Source organism: Aquabacterium sp. OR-4 (assembly GCF_025290835.2).
Taxonomy (GTDB): domain Bacteria; phylum Pseudomonadota; class Gammaproteobacteria; order Burkholderiales; family Burkholderiaceae_C; genus Pseudaquabacterium.
Genome location: NZ_JAOCQD020000002.1, coordinates 2,106,212 through 2,124,197 on the forward strand (window position 1 = coordinate 2,106,212; position 17,986 = coordinate 2,124,197).

The following is a 17,986-nucleotide window of genomic DNA, read 5'->3' on the forward strand; positions in this document are numbered from 1 at the left end:
CTGCCCCCGGGCCGGCGCAGTGCGGCTGGGATACTGCCGGCGCCATGCAGGCCATTCTTGCCATCACGCTGCCGTTTTTTGCCCTGGTGCTGGGCGGCTGGCTGGCCGCGCGCAGCCGGCTGCTGCCCGAGGCCGCGGTGCCGGGGCTCAACGCCTATGTGCTGTACTTTGCGCTGCCCTGCCTGCTGTTCCGCTTTGGCGCCGGGCTGCCGGTGTGGCAGCTGTTCAACCCCTTCGTGATGGCGGTGTGGCTGCCGGTGGCGGTGCTGGTGGTGGGCCTCACGGTGCTGGGCACGCGCAGCGCGCGCATCGGCCTGCGTGACGCGTCGTTCGGCGCACTGGTGGCGGCATTTCCCAATTCGGGCTTCATGGGCGTGCCGCTGCTGGCCGCGCTGATGGGGCCGGCCGCCACCGGGCCGGTGATCGCCACGGTGCTGATCGACATGGTGTTCACCAGCTCGCTGTGCATTGCGCTGTCGCAGCTGCAGGGCGCTGGCGAACATGGCGCGCGCCGCGCCGCACTGCGGGCGCTGCGCGGCACCCTGGCCAACCCGCTGGGCTGGGCCATCTTGCTGGGCGGCGCGGCCTCGGCCACCGGCCTGGCGCTGCCGGCGCCGCTGGCCCCGGTGGCGCGCATGGTGGCCATGCTGGCCGACTCGGCCACGCCGGTGGCGCTGTTCACCATCGGCGCGGTGCTGTGGCGTGCCGGCCAGCATGCCCACACGCGCACGCCGCTGGCGCAGTACCTGCCGGTGGCGCTGGTCAAGCTGCTGCTGCATCCGCTGCTGGTGTGGGGCGCCTGCGCGCTGGCGCAACACCTGGGCGCACCGCTGTCGGCCGAGCAGGCCACCGCGCTGACCCTGGCCGCCGCGCTGCCCAGCGCCAGCAACGTGGCGCTGCTGGCCGAGCGCTTTGGCGCCGACACCGGCCGCATCGCGCGCATCATCCTGGCCAGCACCGCACTGGCCTTTGCCAGCTTCACGCTGCTGGCCTGGTGGTTTGGCGTGCAGGCCCGTGGCTGAGGCCGGCAACAGGCCCCCGGGCGGGCTGCTGGGCGGGCTGCTGTCGCGCTTTGACGACGAGCTGCTGCGCGCACCAGTGCTGGCCACCGGCGCAAACGGCAACGCGGCCGGGCCACCCACCCTGGCCGCGGTGCAGGCCTGGATCGGCCAGCCCCTGGCCGCTGCGCTGCTCGAGTGGTGCCATGCGCCGCAGCCTGCGCTGGCCGTGGCCGAGCTGTCGGGCCGGGGCGCCCCGGCACTGGCCGAGGCGCTGGCCCTGCAGATCGACGGCAGCCTGCGCCTGCAGGCCTGCGCCGGCACGGGCGCGCGCCTGGCGCTGCGCCTGGGCGTCAAGTGCGACGACCTGCTGCGCGCACTGGGCCGCGCCCCACGCCGCAGCGACTGCTGGGACAGCGGCTGGCTGCGCGACGGCCCCGCCGCCCTGGCCCGCCTGCCGCACTGGCAGGCGCGCCGGCCCACGCTGCTGCTGGCAGGCGATCGCCCGGCCGACGCGCGCGCCGCGCTGCTGGCGGCGCTTTCGGCCGCCGCATCGGCCAGATCCACAGACGCCTGCTCAGCCGGCGCCCCAGTCGCCTCCTCAGCCACCTCCCCAGCCGCCTCTGCAGCCGCGCGGCCCATCACCGGCCCCGCGGCACGCCGCCCCGTGCTGCGGCTGCTGTGGGTGCATGACAGCGGCACGCCGCTGACCTGGCGCCCGCTGGCCTGACGGGCCCGGCGGCGGGCCGGAGGCCGGGGGCCAGAAGGCACGCGCCCCCGCCCCCGGGGCCAAGCGCTGGCGCGCACCGTGCCGGCAGCAGCAGCAGCAGCAGCAGCAGCCAGAGCCGCAGCCGCAGCGACTGACACGCGGCCGCAGTCCGTTCGGACCACGCGCGGCGGCCCGGCGCCGGTCAGGCTGACAGATCACCCACGCACACTTCTTTGCAGATTCGTGGCCAGCCGGCCACATGCTGCCGCGCGTCGGCGCCGACCAGGAAGTACCGCACCATGGGCCGTCCCCACCACGTTCAAGCCGCCGCATCCGGCCCCAGCCGCCGCGAGTTTTTCAAGCGTTCGGGCGCGGCCACCGTGGCCGCGGCGGCCACGCTGCCGCTGTCGCCGCTGGCCGGCGCCGCCACCGCAGCCGTGTTCCAGCATGGCGTGGCCAGTGGCGACCCGCTGGCCGACCGCGTGATCCTGTGGACCCGTGTCACGCCGCCGGTGCTGCGCTCGGCCATCAGCGTGCAATGGCTGGTGGCCACTGATGCCGCCTTCACCCGCGTGGTGCTGCGCGGCCAGGCCAAGACCCACCCGGCGCGCGACTACACGGTGAAGGTCGACGCCATCGGCCTGCAGCCCGGCACCACTTACTACTACCGCTTCACCGCCGAAGGCGCCGACAGCCCGGTGGGCCGCACGCGCACCCTGCCCACGGGCGCGGTCGACCACCTGCGCATCGCGGTGGCCAGCTGCAGCAACCACGCCTACGGCCTGTTCAATGCCTATGCGCGCATCGCCGAGCGGGCCGACCTCGACCTGGTGCTGCACCTGGGCGACTACCTCTACGAATACGGCGCCAACCAGTACGGCAGCCTGCGCACGCCCGAGCCGGCCACCGAGATGGTGAGCCTGTCGGACTACCGCCAGCGCCACGCCCAGTACAAGCGCGATGCCGACCTGCAGGCCGCCCACCGCCAGCACCCCTTTGTGTGCATCTGGGACGACCACGAGATCACCAACGACACCTGGAAGGACGGTGCCGAGAACCACCAGGCCGCCACCGAGGGCGACTATGCGGCGCGCGTGGCCGCGGGCCTGCAGGCCTACTACGAGTGGATGCCGATCCGTGCGGTCGACACCCGGGACCTGCGCAAGAACCACCGGGCCTTCAAGCTGGGCAACCTGGTCGATCTGCTGATGCTGGAAGAGCGCCTGTCGGGCCGCGCCCAGCCGCTCAGCGCCACCATCGCCACGCCCTTCGGCAACGGCTTCGTGCAGGCCGGCAGCTTTGCCGACGCCAGCCGCAGCCTGCTGGGCGCCGAGCAGGAAAGCTGGCTGTTCAACAAGCTGCAGACCAGCACCGCGCGCTGGAAGATGCTGGGCCAGGGCGTGATGTTCGCCCAGCTCAAGCTGCAGGGCGCGCCCAATGCGCAGGGCGGCGGCGTGTTCCTCAACAGCGACCAGTGGGACGGCTACAACCCGGCGCGCAACCGCGTGTTCGACGTCATCAAGGGCCAAACCGGCGGCCCGCCGGTCGGCAACGTGGTGGTGCTCACCGGCGACATCCACAGCAGCTGGGCGGCCGACCTGTCGCAAGACCCGCACAACCGCGACCTGGCCAGCGGCGGCTACGACCCGGTGAGCGGCAACGGCTCCAGCGCGGTGGAGTTCGTGGGCACCTCGATCAGCTCGCCGGGCGTGGACGGCGACACCAGCGGCAACACCGCCAACCTGCTGCGCGGCATCAACCCGCACTTCAAGTTCATCAACCTGCACAAGCGCGGCTACATGCTGCTGGACGTGACACCCGCGCGCGTGGTGGGCGAGTTCTGGCACGTCGACACGGTGCAGAGCGTCAGCCATGTGCAGACCCTGGCCGCCGCCTTCGAGGTGCGCGAGGGCAGCAACCGCCTGCAGCCCGCGGCGCAGACGACGCCCAAGGCCAACCCGCCGGCCCTGGCGCCCTGAGCGCGGCCCACCCCGCCCCTGCCGCCCGCGCCACCGCCCTGATTCACCGCACCCGCTGCGCCCACCTCTAACGAGCCGACCCCATGACCCCCTCCCTGCTCCATCGCCCGCTGTCCCTGGCCGGCGCGGCCCTCGTGGCCGCCTCGCTGTGGCTGGCCCCTGCCGCCCAGGCGGCCGTCGTCAGCCTCTCGGGCCAGCTGGCCGCGCACAACTCGCAGGTGCGCGTGGCCTTCAGCACCTCGGGGGCGGGCACCGTGTCGCTGATCACCAGCGGCTGGGACCACGGCGTCAACTTCGACCCCATGCTCACACTGTTTAACGCCAGCGGCCGGCGGGTGGACAGCAACGACGACGACGCGCTGTCGCCCTTCGACCCGCTGGGCAACTACGACGCCCGCATCGACGCCACGCTGGGCACCGGCAACTGGCTGCTGGTATTGACCGCGGCCCCCAACGCCGCCAACGGCAGCCAGCTGGGCGACGGCTTCGCCTACGACGCCGAGACACCGATCGACATCGCGGCCTGGGATCAGCCCAGCTACGACCCCAACACGCCCGACAGCCACAAGGGTGCCCAGTGGGCGCTGAGCCTGTCGGGCGTGGACAGCGCCCACACCGTGCCCGAGCCCACCACACTGGCCCTGGTGGTGGCCGGCCTGCTGGCCGCGCTGCGCCTGGCGCGGCGCAACCGCAACTTCTGAGCGAGGGCACCCGGCGCCGCCGGCACGCGCCGCCACCCGCCGGGCAGGTTGGCCGGCCGGCTGCGGGACGGTCTCACAAGGTGTGAATGAACCGTCGCGAGCCGGCTCAGGGTGCTTCGAGCAACGCAGCCGTACACCCATACGGCGAGTCGCGCAGGGCCGCCATGGGCCCGCGCAGCAGGTTCATTCACAGCTTGTCAGCCCTGGCTGCGCCAGGCCATCAGGGGCGCGGCCGCCGCGCCCAGCAGCAGGATCAGGCCCACGCCGCGGGTGGCCCACAGCCGGGCCCGCCGGCCTGCCGTGCCGGCGCCGGCACCCCAGTGGCCGGCACTGGCGGCGGCCACGGCCACAGCGCCGTACACGGCGATCTGCGTGCAGGCGATCACCGCCGACAGGCTGGCCGATTGCGCCAGCATCGAGCGCCCCGGCGCGGCCATGAAGGCCGGAAACACCGCCAGCATGAACGCATAGGCCTTGGGGTTGAGCAGGCAGGTCAGCGCACCGCGGCGAAAGATCGCCCAGCCGCGCCGCGGCGCATCGGCCGCCACGCCCAGGCTGCCGGCATCGTGCACCCGCAGCAGGCTCCAGCCGATCCAGGCCATGTAGGCCGCGCCGGCCAGCAGCAGCGCATTGAAGCCCGCCGGCCAGGCCAGCCACAGCGCGGCCACACCGCTGGCCGCCACCGCCACGTGCACCAGGCCGCCGGCCACGATGCCGGCCACCGCGGCCAGGCCGCCACGCAGCCCGGCGGCCAGTGCGCTGCCGGCCACGAAGGCCATGTCCATGCCCGGCAGCGCAATGATGCCGGCCACCATCAGGAAAAACAGCCACAGGTCGGGCGCGGCAGCGGCGTGCAGGGCTTGGGCGGCGGCAAGTTCGGGCATCACGGGTTCCGGCAGCGGTGGGCAAGGCCGGCAGTCTAGAAAGCAAAGCGGACAGATTCGGCCCTGTATCGCGCAGCGCGCGCCCGGCCCGGCGCGCGCTGCGCTGGCATCATGCGGCGCATGAGCAGCCCCACCAGCCGCGTCCTGGCCCTGCTGGAACTGCTGCAGGCCGACGCCGGTGCGCAGGGCCTGGGCGGCGCCGAGCTGGCACGCCGGCTCGAGGTTGACCGGCGCACCGTGCGCCGCTACGTGAACCACCTGCTGGCGCTGGGTGTGCCGGTGGAGGCCCGCCGCGGCCGCGATGGCGGCTATGTGCTGCGCCCGGGCTACCGCCTGCCGCCGATGATGTTCAGCGACGACGAGGCGCTGGCGCTCGGCGTGGGCCTGCACGTGGCCGGCGCGCTGGGCCTGGGCGGCATCACACCGGCCATCGCCAGCACCCAGGCCAAGCTGGCGCGGGTGCTGCCGGCGCCGCTGCGCCAGCGCCTGGCCGACATCGACGCCACCGTGGCCCTCGACCTGGCCCGCCCCTACGCCCATGGCGCGCCGGCCACGCTGCGCGCCTTGAGCGCCGCGGCGCGCGCCCGGCAACGGGTGCAGCTGAGCTACCGGGCGGTGCCCGCCACGCCGGACAGCCCCAGCGACACCGAACGCGCGGTCGATGTGTATGGCCTGGCCTGGCGCGGTGGGGCCTGGTATGCGGTGGGCCACTGCCACCTGCGCGGCGCGCTGCGCTGCTTTCGGCTTGACCGGGTGCAGCACGTGCAGGCGCTGCCGGCCAGCTTTGGCCGGCCCGAGGGCTTTGACGTGCTGGCACACCTGCGCCACGCCATCGCCACGCTGCCACGCGCCCACACGGTGCGCGTGCTGCTGCACTGCGACCCGGCCACCGCCCGGCGTGCGGTGTTTGCCGAGCTGGGCACGCTGACGCCGCACGGCCGCGGCGTGCAGCTCGACACCCAGGCCGACAACCTGGACTGGGTGGCCCGCGAGCTGGCGCGCCTGCCTTTCGCGTTCAGCGTGCAGCGCCCGGTGGCGCTGCGCCGGGCCATCGCCGCGCTGGCCGCCCGCCTGCTGGCCCGGGCATGACGGCGCGCGCCACACCACGCCGCACCACGCCACACCACGCCATGCCCGGCATCACCAGACACAAGGCCCGCATGCTGGCCGGCCAGCCCTGCCTCGCCAGCGACCCCGCGCTGCGCCAGGCCCATCACCGCGCGCTGGCGCTGCTGGCCCGCTTCGGCGGGCCTTCGCGGCCCTTCCCGTCGTGTGAGCAGGCCCTGGCGGCGGGCCATGCGTGCCGGGTGCTGCAGCCGCGCTGAGCGCGCTCAGATGCCCAGTGGGTCGACGTCGATGGCCCAGCGCGCCAGGCGCTTGTGGCGGGTCTGGCGCAGGTGGTGCAGCTCGGGCACCCAGTCGGCCAGCAGGCGCTGCAGGCGGCCGCGCGAGGGCGCCTCCACCAGCATCTGCAGGCGCTCGATGCCGGCCACCTTGCTCACCGGCGGGGGCACCGGCGGATAGACCACCGCGTGCTCGGCGCCGGGCAGGCCCTGCGCGTACAGCGCCGCGTCGTCGAGAAAGGCCTGGGCCACGGCCACGTCGCGGGCTTCGGCGCGCAGCAGGGCCAGGTGGCTGTACGGCGGCAGGCTGGCCGATTCGCGCTCGGCCAGCTGGGTGCCGGCAAAGGCCGCGTAGTCGTGCTTCTTCAAGGCCGCGTACAGGGCGTGCTGGGGGTGCCAGGTCTGCACCCACATCTCGCTGCGCGCGGCCGCCTCGGCGTCACGCCCGGCGCGGCCGGCGGCCTGCATCAGCAGCGCAAACAGGCGCTCGGGCGCGCGAAAGTCGCTGGCAAACAGCGCGCTGTCGGGGTTGACGGCCACCACCAGGGTCATGCGGCGAAAGTCATGCCCCTTGGTCACCATCTGCGTGCCCACCAGGATGTCCACATCGCCGGCATGCACCTCGGCCAGGCGGTTCTCCAGCTCGCCCTTGCCGCGCGCGGTGTCGGCATCGATGCGGCCGATGCGCGCGCCGGGCAGCAGCGTGGCGATCTGCTCCTCGAGCTTCTCGGTGCCGCGGCCCAGCGGCGCGATGTCGAGGTTGCCGCACTCGGGGCAGGCGCGCGGCACGCGCTCGGTGAAGCCGCAGTGGTGGCAGCGCAGGGTGCGCTCGCCCTTGTGGAACACGCGCCAGGCGCTGCAGTGCGGGCAGCCGCTCTTCCAGCCGCAATCGGGGCAGTGCAGCACCGGCGCATAACCGCGGCGGTTGAGGAACACCAGGCTCTGCTCGCCGCGGTCGAGCCGCTCCTGCAGCGAGGCCAGCACCGCCGGCGCAAACAGCGGCGTGCTGCCGCCGCGGCCCTTCTCGCGCGGCAGCACGCCCATGTCGAACAGGCGCACGCGCGGCAGCGTGCCACCGCCGATGCGCGCGGCCATGGTCTGCAGCCGGTAGCGCTTTTCCTGCGCGTTGTGCCAGGTCTCGAGCGAGGGCGTGGCCGAGCCCAGGATCACCGGCACATGGTGCAGGTGACCGCGGTACACGGCCAGATCGCGCGCCGAGTAGCGGGCGCCCTCCTGCTGCTTGTAGGAGGGGTCGTGCTCCTCGTCCACCACCACCAGGCCCAGGCGCGGCAGCGGCGCAAACACCGCCATGCGCGTGCCCAGCACGATGTCGGCCAGGCCCAGGTGGGCGGCCAGCCAGTGCTGCAGGCGCTGCGCCGGCGTGAGGCCGCTGTGCATGGCCACCAGGCGGTGGTTGGGAAAGCGCTCGGCAAAGCGCGCCTCGAGCTGGGGCGTGAGGTTGATCTCGGGCACCAGCACCAGCGCCTGGCGGCCGCTGCCCAGCGCCTGCGCGGTGGCCCGCAGGTAGACCTCGGTCTTGCCGCTGCCGGTCACGCCGTGCAGCAGCAGCGGCAGCGGGCGGGCTTGCGCGGCCTGCTCGGCCAGGGCCTCCAGCGCGGTCTGCTGCTCGGGGGCCAGCTCGGGCAGGGCCGGCTCGGCCACCGCGGCCGGGGCCTTGGCCAGGTTCTTGGCCAGGCGCTTCAGGCGCCGCGCCAGCTGGGTGGGATCGACCTTGCGCAGCTCGGGCGGCAGCACGGCCAGCGCCAGCTCGCCCACGCTGCGCTGGTAGTAACCCGCGGCAAAGTCCACCAGCGCCAGCCAGGCCGGCTGCAGCGGCGGCAGCGCATCGAGCACCGCCGTCAAGGGCCGCAGGCGGTGGCTGGCGGCGGCGCCATTGCCACCGTCACCGCCGGCGGCCAGATCGGCCTCGGCCGCCGGGTCGGCCGTGGCCGCGCCCGGCCACACGATGCCCAGCAGCTCGCGCCGGCCCAGCGGCACGCGCACCAGCGTGCCGGGCTCCAGTGAGCGCTCGCTCGCGTAGTCGAGGGCCCCGACCAGGCCGCTGTGCTGTGGGGTTTCCACTGCCACCTTGACGGTGGTCAGGCCGTCTCCCGGCGCCGCCGCTGCGGGCGCGGCCGGAAGCTGCGTATTCACATCAACACCTGGGGATAAGTTGATGATTGGGAACGACTTTTTGCACTGTCCCCGGTTTCTGTGGATAACTTTGTGGGAAAGCTGCTCACGGCCGCGCTAAGTGCTTGATCCATCGGGCTTCGGCTTGGATTGCCCAATTCCTGAGCAGCTAAAATTTTTCTATATGAATCAATGACTTGGCACGCATTCGCTGCATATTCCATGCTGCGGCGCACCGTGTATGACGCTTGTGTGTCGCAGATCGCGATTTGGGGATAAGTCAAGCCCTGAGCGCTCACTCACCGACTTTTTTCGTTCTGTCGTGTGACCGCATCAAGCCTGCTGGCGCAGGCTTCGCGAATGCGTGTGAACCGTCTCAACCAGGGCTTGCACATGCTCTGGCGGCGTGTGCTGGTTGATGCCATGGCCGAGGTTGAACACATGCCCGCCAAAGCGTCCGTCGGCCCGCGCCGGGTTGCCGAAGGCGTCCAGCACGGCGCGCGCCTCGGCGGCCACGGCCTCGGGTGGCGCAAACAGCACCATCGGGTCGATGTTGCCCTGCAGGGCCACGCGGTCGTCGATGCGGCGGCGCGCGGTGGCGAGGTCGCAGGTCCAGTCCAGGCCCACCACGTCGGCGCCGCAGGCGGCGATCTGCTCCAGCCACAGGCCGCCGCCCTTGGTGAACACGATCACCGGCACCTGGCGGCCCTCGGCCTGGCGCTTGAGCTGGCTGACCACGCGGCGCGTGTAGGCCAGGCTGAAGGTCTCGAAGGCGCGGTGCTCGAGCACGCCGCCCCAGCTGTCGAACACCATCACCGCCTGCGCACCGGCGTCGATCTGGGCGTTCAGGTAGGCGGCCACGGCATCGGCGGTGACCGACAGGATGCGGTGCATCAGGTCGGGCCGCGCATAGGCCATGCTCTTGACCAGGCGGTAGTCGTCGGAGCCACTGCCTTCGACCATGTAGCAGGCCAGGGTCCAGGGGCTGCCCGAGAAGCCGATCAACGGCACGCGGCCCACGCGCCGGCCGTCGGCGTCGGTGCTCTCCAGCGCCTTGCGGATGGTGCGCACCGCATCGAACACGTAGCGCAGCTTGTCGAGATCGGGCACCTCGAGGCGCGCCACGTCGGCCTCGGTGCGCACCGGGTGGGCAAAGCGCGGGCCCTCGCCAGCCGCGAAGCTCAGGCCCAGGCCCATGGCATCGGGCACGGTGAGGATGTCGGAGAACAGGATGGCGGCGTCCAGCGCATAGCGCTGCAACGGCTGCAGCGTGACCTCGCAGGCGTAGTCGGGGTTGGTGGCCAGGCCCATGAAGCTGCCGGCGCGGGCCCGCGTGGCGTTGTATTCGGGCAGGTAACGGCCGGCCTGGCGCATCAGCCACAGCGGCGTGTACTCGGTGGGCTGGCGCAGGCAGGCGCGCAGAAAGCAGTCGTTGGCCAGGTGCGGGGTGGGCGGCAGAGTCATCCGCGGATTATCGCGGCTGGGCCTGTGGCGGCGCGGGCTTGAAGTTCCGCCGCAGCGCCTCAGCTATGCTGCCGCACCACACCGGTGTTGAGGAGGTTGCGCATGGTCCGTCGTGTTTCGCGTTCGCTGCTGGCTGCGGCCCTGGTGCTGGGCTCGCTGTCCTTGTCGGGCTGCGGCTACAACGAGTTTCAGAAGCTCGACGAGCAGGTCAATGCCGGCTGGGCCGAGGTGCTCAACCAGTACCAGCGCCGCGCCGACCTGATTCCCAACATCGTGGCCACGGTCAAGGGCGAGGCCGGCTTCGAGCAGGACACGCTCACCAAGGTGATCGAGGCGCGTTCGCGCGCCACCAGCATCCAGGCCACACCCGAGCTGGTGAACAACCCCGAGGCCTTCCAGAAGTTCCAGGCCGCGCAGGGCGAGCTCACCGGCGCGCTGAGCCGGCTGATGGTGGTCAGCGAGCAGTACCCCAACCTGAAGGCCAATGCCGCCTTCCAGGACCTGCGTGTGCAGCTCGAGGGCACCGAGAACCGCATCACCGTGGCCCGCAACCGCTACATCAAGGACGTGCAGGCCTACAACGTGCTGGCACGCAGCTTTCCCAGCAACCTGACGGCCATGGTCTTCAGCTACAAGACCAAGCCCGGCTTCACGGTGAGCAACGAGGCGGCCATCAGCGCCCCGCCGGCCGTGAGCTTCGACAAGCCCGCCAGCAAGTGAGCACGCCCTGCCGGGCCCGGTGCGCGCGGATCGGATGCCGGCCCGCCTGATGCACGCCGGCCCTTGGCGCCTGCCCGCCTGGCTGCTGCAGCTGGCCCTGCTGCTGGGCTGCCTGGCCCTGCCCAGGGCGCTGCTGGCGCAAGACCTGCAGCCGGTGCCGGCGCTGAGCAGCCGCGTGGTCGACACCATCGGCCTGCTGCCGGCCACCGAGCGCAGCGCGCTGGACGCCAGGCTGGCCGAGTTCGAGTCGCGCTCGGGGCCGCAGATCGTGCTGCTGCTGGTGGCCACCAGCGCGCCTGAGGACATTGCCGCCTTCGCCCAGCGGGTGGCCGACACCTGGAAGATCGGCCGCCGCAACGTGGGCGATGGCGTGCTGGTGGTGGTGGCGCGCGACGACCGCCGCGTGCGCATCGAGGTGGCCAAGGCCCTGGAGGGCGCGGTGCCTGATCTGGCGGCGCGGCAGATCATCGACCGCCAGATCGCCCCGGCCTTCAAGCGCAGCGACTACGCGGCCGGCCTGTCGGCCGGTGTGGACGCGCTGATCGCCCGCATCCAGGGCGAGAACCTGCCCGCCCCCGCGCCGGCTGCGCAGCGCCAGGGCAGTGGCGGCGGCTTCGACCTCGAGCAGCTGGGCCTGTTCTTCTTTGTCGCGGTGCCGCTGGCGGGCAGCGTGCTGTGCGCCATGCTGGGCCGCAAGCTGGGCACGGTGGCCACGGCCGGTGGCGCCGGCACGCTGGCCTGGTGGCTCAGCACCAGCGTGCTGCTGGGCCTGGGTGCCGGTGTGGCGGCCCTGGTGCTGGTGGGCGTGATCGGTCTGGGCGGCGGCCGGCGCGGCCGCGGTGGCTCGGGCGGCGTGCCCATCATCTGGGGCGGCGGTGGCGGCGGTGGTTGGGGCGGTGGCGGCGGCGGCGGTGGCGGCTTCAGTTCGGGCGGTGGCGGCGACTTTGGCGGCGGCGGCGCCTCGGGCGACTGGTGAACGCGATGGAGCCTGACGCATGAACCGCATCCTGCGCCTGCTGCGCCACCGCTGGTGGGACGAGGCCGACGTGGGCCGCGCCGTACCGGCCGCCGCGCTGTCGCGCATCGAGGCCCGCGTGGCCGAGAGCGAACGCGGCCACAGCGGCGAGATCCGCGTGGTGGTCGAGGCCGGGCTGCCGTTGTCGTACCTGTGGAAGCGGCTGTCGCCGCGCCAGCGCGCGGTGATGCTGTTCGGCAAGCTGCGGGTGTGGGACACCGAGCACAACAACGGCGTGCTGGTCTACCTGCTGCTGGCCGAGCATGCGATCGAGATCGTGGCCGACCGCGGCCTGGCCCGCGCGGTCTCGCCGGCCGAGTTCGAGGCCCTGCTGGGCCCGATGCGCGAGGCCTTCCGGGCCGGCCGCTTCGAGCAGGGCCTGCTGCTCACCATCGACCGGCTCGACGCCCTGCTGCGCCAGCACTTCGCGCTGGCCGAGGGCCAGCGCAACCCCAACGAACTGCCAGACCGTCCGCTGGTGCAGTAACGGGCCGTCAGATCGGCCGCAGCCGCGTGCCGAACTGCTCCACCAGCGGTGCATGGCCCAGCTTGGGCAGCTTCAGCGGCGACACCGGCACCTGGGTGTCGGGCACCTGGGCCAGCAGATGGCGGATCAGGGCCAGGCGCCCGCGCCGCTGGTCGTTGAAGTCGACCAGCGTCCACGGCGCATGCCGGGTGTGCGTGGCGGCCAGCATGGCATCGCGCATCAGCCCGTACTGGGCGTAGTGGCTGCGGGCCTTGATGTCGATGGGCGAGAGCTTCCAGCGCTTGAGCGGATCGTCCAGGCGCTCGGCAAAGCGCTGCTCCTGCTCGGCCTGGTCGACCGTGAGCCAGTACTTCAGCAGCAGCACGCCGTCGTCGACCAGCAGCTGCTCGAACTGCGGCGCCTGCTTCAGGAAGGCCTGCGCCTGGTCTTCGGTGCAAAAGCCCATCACCCGCTCGACACCGGCGCGGTTGTACCAGCTGCGGTCGAGCAGCACCATTTCACCGCCCGCAGGCAGGTGCGGCACGTAGCGCTGAAAGTACCACTGCGTGCGCTCGCGCTCGCTGGGCGTGCCCAGCGCCACCACATGACACTGGCGTGGGTTGAGGGTCTCGGCGATGGCCTCGATCACGCCGCCCTTGCCGGCGGTATCGCGACCCTCGAACACCACCAGCAGCCGGCGCCCGGTGTGGGCCAGCCAGCGCGCCAGGTTGTTCAGCTCCAGCTGCAGCGGCTCGAGCTGATCCAGGTAGTCGGCCTTGGACAGGCGCTCGGTCGCACCCCGCGCCGGCCGGGTGCCGCCCTTGCCACCCTTGCCACCCTTGCCACCCTTGGCGTCGGCGTTCTTCCGGCTGGCCTTGTTGCCCATGGCATGCGCTCCTGAAATGACGAAGACCCGCAGGGTACACACCCGGCGGGTCTTCTGGAGCGCGGTGCGCGGCGGCCTGCGGCCGCCAGGCTCACTTGCGACGCAGCTTGGCGATGGCGGCGATCTGCGCGGCCATCATCGCGAACTCGCTCTGGGCACGGGCCAGATCGAGGTCGCTCTTGGCGTTCTTGATCGCCTCTTCGGCCTTCTTCTTGGCCTCGGTGGCCTTGGCTTCGTCGAGGTCATGGCCGCGGATGGCGGTATCGGCCAGCACGGTGACGCAGTGCGGCTGCACCTCGAGGATGCCGCCGGCCACGAACACGAACTCTTCCTGGCCGTTGTCAGCGCGCTCGATGCGCACCGCACCCGGCTTGATGCGGGTGATCAGCGGCGTGTGGCGGGGCAGGATGCCCAGCTCGCCGTTCTCGCCCGGCAGCGCGACGAACTTGGCCTCGCCGCTGAAGATGCTTTCTTCAGCGCTGACCACGTCGACGTGAATGGTTGCCATGGGATTTCCTTAAAAGCGTCAAAAGGCGGGTGAGTGGTGCAAGAACCAAGCAGACGGGTGTCGGGCTAGGCGCCCCCCACAGCCGTACACCCGTACGGCGAGGAGGGCAACGACGCCCGGCGCCCGTATGCGCCGGTTATTGCGCCGCTCACTGCATCTTCTTGGCTTTCTCGAAGGCCTCGTCGATGGTGCCGACCATGTAGAAGGCCTGCTCCGGCAGGTGATCGCACTCGCCGGCCACGATCATCTTGAAACCGCGGATGGTTTCCTTCAGCGGCACGTACTTGCCGGGCGAGCCGGTGAACACCTCGGCCACGTGGAAGGGCTGCGACAGGAAGCGCTGGATCTTGCGCGCGCGGGCCACGGCCAGCTTGTCTTCCGGGCTGAGTTCGTCCATGCCCAGGATGGCGATGATGTCGCGCAGTTCCTTGTAGCGCTGCAGCGTGCCCTGCACGGCGCGGGTGGTGTTGTAGTGCTCTTCACCCACCACGTTCGGGTCGACCTGGCGCGAGGTGCTGTCCAGCGGATCGACGGCGGGGTAGATGCCCAGCGAGGCGATGTCGCGGCTCAGCACCACGGTGGCGTCCAAGTGGGCGAAGGTGGTGGCAGGCGACGGGTCGGTCAGGTCGTCCGCCGGCACGTACACGGCCTGGATCGAGGTGATCGAGCCCACCTTGGTGGAGGTGATGCGCTCTTGCAGGCGGCCCATTTCTTCGGCCAGCGTCGGCTGGTAGCCCACGGCGGAAGGCATGCGACCCAGCAGTGCCGACACTTCGGTACCGGCCAGCGTGTAGCGGTAGATGTTGTCGACGAAGAACAGCACGTCCTTGCCTTCGTCGCGGAACGACTCGGCGATGGTCAGGCCGGTCAGCGCCACGCGCAGACGGTTGCCCGGGGGCTCGTTCATCTGGCCGTAGACCATGGCCACCTTGGAGTCTTCGAGCTTCTCGAGGTTCACGACGCCCGAATCGGCCATCTCGTGATAGAAGTCGTTGCCCTCGCGGGTGCGCTCGCCCACACCGGCAAACACCGACAGGCCGCTGTGCGCCTTGGCGATGTTGTTGATGAGCTCCATCATGTTCACGGTCTTGCCCACGCCGGCGCCACCGAACAGACCCACCTTGCCGCCCTTGGCGAACGGGCAGATCAGGTCGATCACCTTGATGCCGGTTTCCAGCAGTTCCTGGCTGGGGCTCAGCTCGTCATAGGCCGGGGCCTTGCGGTGGATCTGGGCCGACAGGTCCATGCTGACCGGACCGCGCTCGTCGATCGGGTTGCCCAGCACGTCCATGATGCGGCCCAGCGTGGCCTTGCCCACCGGCACGGTGATGGCCGAGCCGGTGTTGCTGACCATCAGGCCGCGGCGCAGGCCGTCGGACGAGCCCAGCGCGATGGTGCGCACGATGCCGTCGCCCAGCTGCTGCTGCACTTCGAGGGTGAGCGCCGAGCCTTCGAGCTTCAGCGCGTCGTACACCTTGGGCATGCTGTTGCGCGGGAACTCAACGTCCACCACAGCGCCGATGCACTGGACGATCTTGCCTTGTGCTTGGGTGTTAGCCATTTGGTAATCCTTCAATCTGAATTCGTTGCGTGCGGCCGATCAGCCGCTGATGGCGGCCGCGCCGCTGACGATCTCGGACAGCTCGGTGGTGATGGCCGCCTGGCGGGTCTTGTTGTAGACCAGCTTCAGGTCGGCGATCAGCGTGCCGGCGTTCTCGGTGGCGGCCTTCATGGCCACCATGCGCGCCGACTGCTCCGAGGCCATGTTCTCGGCCACGGCCTGGTAGACCAGCGCCTCGATGTAGCGGGTGAGCAGGTCGTCGATCACCGACGCCGCATCCGGCTCGTAGACATAGTCCCAGCCGTGCTGCACCTTCTCGGCCGCCGTCTGCTCCAGGCGCTCGGCGGTCAGCGGCAGCAGCTGCTCGACCATCGGTTCCTGCTTCATCGTGTTGATGAACTTGGTGTAGCAGAGGTAGACCGCATCGACCTTGCCTTCGACGAAGGCATCGAGCATCACCTTGACCGGCCCGATCAGCTTCTCGAGCACCGGCGTGTCGCCCAGCTGGGTGACATGGCTGATGACCGGGGCGCCCAGGCGGTTGAGGAAGCCGAAACCCTTGTTGCCGATGGCCACGGCCTGGCTCTTGCCGCCGGCGGCCTGCACGTCACGCATCTTGTTGGTGACGGCACGCAGCACGTTGGTGTTCAAGCCGCCGCACAGGCCCTTGTCGGTGGTGACGACAACGAAGCCGGTCACCTTGGACTCGTCGCCCTGGCGCATGTACGGGCTCTTGTACTCAGGATTGGCCTGAGACAGGTTGGCCGTGATGTTGCGGATCTTGTCGGCATAGGGCCGGGCCGCGCGCATGCGGTCCTGCGCCTTGCGCATCTTCGAGGCCGAGACCATCTCCATGGCCTTGGTGATCTTCTTCGTGTTCTCGAAGCTCTTGATCTTGCCGCGTATTTCTTTTCCGACTGCCATCTGGCACTCCTTTCAAGCGGACGCCGCGGTTCCGGCTGTGCCGGGCCGCTGGCGTCGCCCCCTTGAGGGGGAGGCGGCCGCCAGGCCGCTTCGGGGTGATTAAGCGAAGGACTTCTTGAACGCGGTGATCGCGCCGGCCAGTTCTTCTTCGGCGGTCTTGTCCAGAGCCTTCTCGGCTTCCAGCTTGGCCAGCAGGGCCGCGTGGCTGCTCTTGAGGTGCTGGTGCAGGCCGTGCTCGAAGGCCAGGACCTTCTTGACCTCGACGCTGTCGAAGTAGCCCTTGTTCACCGCGTACAGCGAGGCGGCCATCAGGCTGATCGACAGCGGGGCGTACTGCACCTGCTTGAGCAGCTCGGTCACGCGTGCGCCGCGGTCCAGCTGCTTCTTGGTGGAAGCGTCCAGATCGGAGGCGAACTGCGCGAAGGCGGCCAGTTCACGGTACTGCGCCAGGTCGGTACGGATGCCGCCCGACAGGCCCTTGATCAGCTTGGTCTGGGCTGCACCACCGACGCGCGACACCGAGATGCCGGCGTTGATGGCCGGGCGCACGCCGCTGTTGAACAGGTTGGTTTCCAGGAAGATCTGGCCGTCGGTGATCGAGATCACGTTGGTCGGCACGAAGGCCGACACGTCACCGGCCTGGGTTTCGATCACCGGCAGGGCGGTCAGCGAACCCGTCTTGCCCTTGACCTCGCCCTTGGTGAAGGCTTCGACGTAGTCGGCATTCACGCGGGCTGCACGCTCGAGCAGGCGGCTGTGGAGATAGAACACGTCGCCAGGGAAGGCTTCGCGGCCCGGCGGGCGGCGCAGCAGCAGCGAGACCTGACGGTAGGCCACGGCCTGCTTGGACAGGTCGTCGTAAATGATCAGCGCGTCTTGGCCGCGGTCGCGGAAGTACTCGCCCATCGTGCAGCCCGAGTAGGCCGACACGTACTGCATGGCGGCCGATTCGGAGGCCGACGCGGCGACGACGATGGTGTAGTCCATCGCGCCGTGCTGTTCCAGAGCGCGCACCACGTTCTTGATCGACGAAGCCTTCTGGCCGATCGCGACGTAGACGCAGGTCATGTTCTGACCCTTCTGGTTGATGATCGCGTCGATGGCCACGGCGGTCTTGCCGGTCTGGCGGTCGCCGATGATCAGCTCGCGCTGGCCACGGCCGATCGGCACCATCGAGTCGATGCACTTCAGGCCGGTCTGCACCGGCTGGTCAACGCTCTTGCGGGCGATCACGCCGGGCGCGACCTTCTCGATCACGTCGGTCATCTTGGCGTTGATCGGGCCCTTGCCGTCGATCGGCTGACCCAGCGCGTTGACGACGCGGCCGATCAGCTCGGGGCCGACCGGCACTTCCAGGATGCGGCCCGTGCACTTGACGGTGTCGCCTTCGGAGATGTGCTCGTATTCGCCCAGGATCACCGCGCCAACCGAGTCGCGCTCGAGGTTGAGCGCCAGGCCGTAGGTGGCCTGGCCACTGGCGGTGGCGGGGAACTCGAGCATTTCGCCGGCCATCACGTCGGACAGGCCGTGCACGCGCACGATGCCGTCGGTGACGGACACGACCGTGCCCTGGTTCTTGATGTCGGCCGAGACGCCAAGGCCCTCAATGCGGCTCTTGATCAGCTCGGAAATTTCTGCGGGATTCAGTTGCATGGGGTGCTCCGGGACTTTGCAGTTCCGCTCACGTCGGCTCGG

General features: G+C 70.7%; 17 protein-coding genes. 9 read left to right on the forward strand and 8 right to left on the reverse strand.

Annotated features, from left to right (window positions below; all coding sequences use genetic code 11):
* Positions 1-44: 44 nt before the first annotated feature.
* The 4 genes from N4G63_RS21440 (at position 45) to N4G63_RS21455 (ending at position 4,387) form a co-directional block, all read left to right on the forward strand.
* The gene (locus N4G63_RS21440; protein ID WP_260786864.1) at positions 45-1,022 is read left to right on the forward strand and encodes an AEC family transporter; all 978 of its coding nucleotides are present in this window, start codon (positions 45-47) and stop codon (positions 1,020-1,022) included.
* A complete protein-coding gene (locus N4G63_RS21445; RefSeq protein WP_260786863.1) occupies positions 1,015-1,728 on the forward strand; it encodes a hypothetical protein in 714 nt (237 codons plus the stop codon). Before N4G63_RS21440 ends, N4G63_RS21445 begins: the two co-directional genes overlap by 8 nt.
* Positions 1,729-2,006: 278 nt before the next feature.
* On the forward strand, positions 2,007-3,686 hold the full coding sequence (locus tag N4G63_RS21450) for an alkaline phosphatase D family protein (protein WP_314600181.1): 1,680 nt from the start codon (positions 2,007-2,009) through the stop codon (positions 3,684-3,686).
* An 83-nt stretch (positions 3,687-3,769) separates the two neighbouring features.
* Entirely contained in the window at positions 3,770-4,387 is a 618-nt protein-coding gene (locus N4G63_RS21455; protein WP_260786861.1) for a DVUA0089 family protein, read from the forward strand.
* Between the two features lie 197 nt (positions 4,388-4,584).
* Here N4G63_RS21455 and N4G63_RS21460 read toward each other — a convergent pair whose 3' ends face one another.
* The gene (locus tag N4G63_RS21460; RefSeq protein WP_260786860.1) at positions 4,585-5,271 is read right to left on the reverse strand and encodes a LysE family translocator; all 687 of its coding nucleotides are present in this window, start codon (positions 5,269-5,271) and stop codon (positions 4,585-4,587) included.
* A 120-nt stretch (positions 5,272-5,391) separates the two neighbouring features.
* Here N4G63_RS21460 and N4G63_RS21465 point away from each other — a divergent pair, with 120 nt between their 5' ends.
* Positions 5,392-6,360: a helix-turn-helix transcriptional regulator gene (locus tag N4G63_RS21465; protein WP_260786859.1), complete on the forward strand. Its 969-nt coding sequence runs from the start codon at positions 5,392-5,394 to the stop codon at positions 6,358-6,360.
* A 41-nt stretch (positions 6,361-6,401) separates the two neighbouring features.
* A complete protein-coding gene (locus N4G63_RS21470) occupies positions 6,402-6,596 on the forward strand; it encodes a maltose acetyltransferase domain-containing protein (RefSeq protein ID WP_260786858.1) in 195 nt (64 codons plus the stop codon).
* Positions 6,597-6,602: 6 nt separating this feature from the next.
* Here N4G63_RS21470 and N4G63_RS21475 read toward each other — a convergent pair whose 3' ends face one another.
* Positions 6,603-8,768, reverse strand: a complete 2,166-nt coding sequence (locus N4G63_RS21475; protein ID WP_260786857.1) for a primosomal protein N' — start codon at positions 8,766-8,768, stop codon at positions 6,603-6,605.
* Positions 8,769-9,080: 312 nt separating this feature from the next.
* Positions 9,081-10,211 carry a uroporphyrinogen decarboxylase gene (hemE, locus tag N4G63_RS21480; RefSeq protein WP_260786856.1) on the reverse strand — a complete coding sequence of 377 codons (1,131 nt, stop codon included), beginning with the start codon at positions 10,209-10,211 and terminating at the stop codon, positions 9,081-9,083.
* Between the two features lie 102 nt (positions 10,212-10,313).
* Here hemE and N4G63_RS21485 point away from each other — a divergent pair, with 102 nt between their 5' ends.
* The 3 genes from N4G63_RS21485 to N4G63_RS21495 are packed head-to-tail and all read left to right on the forward strand — an operon-like array spanning position 10,314 to position 12,433.
* Positions 10,314-10,931, forward strand: coding sequence for a LemA family protein (locus N4G63_RS21485; RefSeq protein ID WP_260786855.1), 618 nt, complete (start codon positions 10,314-10,316; stop codon positions 10,929-10,931).
* Between the two features lie 49 nt (positions 10,932-10,980).
* Complete coding sequence (locus N4G63_RS21490; protein WP_260786854.1) at positions 10,981-11,907, forward strand: TPM domain-containing protein; 927 nt, start codon at positions 10,981-10,983, stop codon at positions 11,905-11,907.
* A gap of 19 nt (positions 11,908-11,926) precedes the next feature.
* The gene (locus N4G63_RS21495; protein WP_260786853.1) at positions 11,927-12,433 is read left to right on the forward strand and encodes a TPM domain-containing protein; all 507 of its coding nucleotides are present in this window, start codon (positions 11,927-11,929) and stop codon (positions 12,431-12,433) included.
* A 7-nt stretch (positions 12,434-12,440) separates the two neighbouring features.
* On the opposite strand, the gene ppk2 is transcribed toward N4G63_RS21495, so the two are convergent.
* The 5 genes from ppk2 to atpA form a co-directional block, all read right to left on the reverse strand.
* On the reverse strand, positions 12,441-13,298 hold the full coding sequence (gene ppk2 / locus N4G63_RS21500) for a polyphosphate kinase 2 (RefSeq protein ID WP_260786852.1): 858 nt from the start codon (positions 13,296-13,298) through the stop codon (positions 12,441-12,443).
* A 91-nt stretch (positions 13,299-13,389) separates the two neighbouring features.
* Positions 13,390-13,806, reverse strand: a complete 417-nt coding sequence (locus N4G63_RS21505; RefSeq protein WP_260786851.1) for a F0F1 ATP synthase subunit epsilon — start codon at positions 13,804-13,806, stop codon at positions 13,390-13,392.
* Between the two features lie 148 nt (positions 13,807-13,954).
* The gene (atpD, locus tag N4G63_RS21510) at positions 13,955-15,367 is read right to left on the reverse strand and encodes a F0F1 ATP synthase subunit beta (protein ID WP_314600182.1); all 1,413 of its coding nucleotides are present in this window, start codon (positions 15,365-15,367) and stop codon (positions 13,955-13,957) included.
* Between the two features lie 39 nt (positions 15,368-15,406).
* The gene (gene atpG / locus N4G63_RS21515; protein ID WP_260786849.1) at positions 15,407-16,291 is read right to left on the reverse strand and encodes a F0F1 ATP synthase subunit gamma; all 885 of its coding nucleotides are present in this window, start codon (positions 16,289-16,291) and stop codon (positions 15,407-15,409) included.
* Between the two features lie 99 nt (positions 16,292-16,390).
* A complete protein-coding gene (gene atpA, locus N4G63_RS21520; protein ID WP_314600183.1) occupies positions 16,391-17,944 on the reverse strand; it encodes a F0F1 ATP synthase subunit alpha in 1,554 nt (517 codons plus the stop codon).
* Between the last annotated feature and the right edge of the window lie 42 nt (positions 17,945-17,986).

Bases quoted from the DNA above. Each gene is read 5' to 3' on its own strand.
- N4G63_RS21465 (WP_260786859.1), top strand. From the start codon at position 5,392: ATGAGCAGCCCCACCAGCCGCGTCCTGGCCCTGCTGGAACTGCTGCAG.
- N4G63_RS21455 (WP_260786861.1), top strand. From the start codon at position 3,770: ATGACCCCCTCCCTGCTCCATCGCCCGCTGTCCCTGGCCGGCGCGGCC.
- N4G63_RS21485 (WP_260786855.1), top strand. From the start codon at position 10,314: ATGGTCCGTCGTGTTTCGCGTTCGCTGCTGGCTGCGGCCCTGGTGCTG.
- N4G63_RS21460 (WP_260786860.1), bottom strand. From the start codon at position 5,271: ATGCCCGAACTTGCCGCCGCCCAAGCCCTGCACGCCGCTGCCGCGCCC.
- atpG (WP_260786849.1), bottom strand. From the start codon at position 16,291: ATGGCAGTCGGAAAAGAAATACGCGGCAAGATCAAGAGCTTCGAGAAC.
- N4G63_RS21450 (WP_314600181.1), top strand. From the start codon at position 2,007: ATGGGCCGTCCCCACCACGTTCAAGCCGCCGCATCCGGCCCCAGCCGC.
- N4G63_RS21440 (WP_260786864.1), top strand. From the start codon at position 45: ATGCAGGCCATTCTTGCCATCACGCTGCCGTTTTTTGCCCTGGTGCTG.
- N4G63_RS21490 (WP_260786854.1), top strand. From the start codon at position 10,981: ATGCACGCCGGCCCTTGGCGCCTGCCCGCCTGGCTGCTGCAGCTGGCC.
- N4G63_RS21470 (WP_260786858.1), top strand. From the start codon at position 6,402: ATGCCCGGCATCACCAGACACAAGGCCCGCATGCTGGCCGGCCAGCCC.
- atpA (WP_314600183.1), bottom strand. From the start codon at position 17,944: ATGCAACTGAATCCCGCAGAAATTTCCGAGCTGATCAAGAGCCGCATT.
- N4G63_RS21495 (WP_260786853.1), top strand. From the start codon at position 11,927: ATGAACCGCATCCTGCGCCTGCTGCGCCACCGCTGGTGGGACGAGGCC.
- hemE (WP_260786856.1), bottom strand. From the start codon at position 10,211: ATGACTCTGCCGCCCACCCCGCACCTGGCCAACGACTGCTTTCTGCGC.
- N4G63_RS21505 (WP_260786851.1), bottom strand. From the start codon at position 13,806: ATGGCAACCATTCACGTCGACGTGGTCAGCGCTGAAGAAAGCATCTTC.
- ppk2 (WP_260786852.1), bottom strand. From the start codon at position 13,298: ATGGGCAACAAGGCCAGCCGGAAGAACGCCGACGCCAAGGGTGGCAAG.
- atpD (WP_314600182.1), bottom strand. From the start codon at position 15,367: ATGGCTAACACCCAAGCACAAGGCAAGATCGTCCAGTGCATCGGCGCT.